Here is a 407-nt window from a genome sequence, read left to right as displayed (position 1 = left end):
CGTGAACTTGCGCTAAAATGCAGCTCCAAATCCGTGGACAACAGCATCATGTCATTGATTGTGAAGGCAATGAAACCATCGCTTTAATCAAGAACCGAGTGGCACAGCTAGAACAGTTGCCCAAGGAGCTGTTATGCCTCTACAACTGCGGCAAACCGCTGACTGACGACTCTTGCGTCGCTCAGCTCACTGGAGATTACAGCATCGATGTCACCATTCCACTGCTCGGAGGTAAAGTGCACGGTTCCCTGGCTCGAGCTGGTAAAGTAAAAGGACAAACTCCTAAGGTTGAGAAACAAGAAAAGAAGAAGAAGAAGACTGGACGAGCTAAGAGGCGTATCCAGTACAACAGGAGATTTGTCAATGTTGTCCAGACCTTTGGCCGCAGAAGGGGACCCAATGCCAAC

The 407-nt window shown here is 49.1% G+C and carries 1 protein-coding gene; it reads left to right on the top strand.

The features are described 5' to 3' along the window. Positions 1-17: 17 nt before the first annotated feature. Positions 18-407, top strand: a 390-nt coding sequence (locus P2081_RS20405; RefSeq protein ID WP_278924620.1) for a 30S ribosomal protein S30e, incomplete at its 3' end; no start/stop codon positions are given.

This window comes from Pseudophaeobacter profundi, assembly GCF_029697505.1.
Taxonomy (GTDB): Bacteria; Pseudomonadota; Alphaproteobacteria; order Rhodobacterales; family Rhodobacteraceae; genus Pseudophaeobacter; species Pseudophaeobacter profundi.
This window is presented reverse-complemented; position numbering and strand designations above follow the sequence as displayed.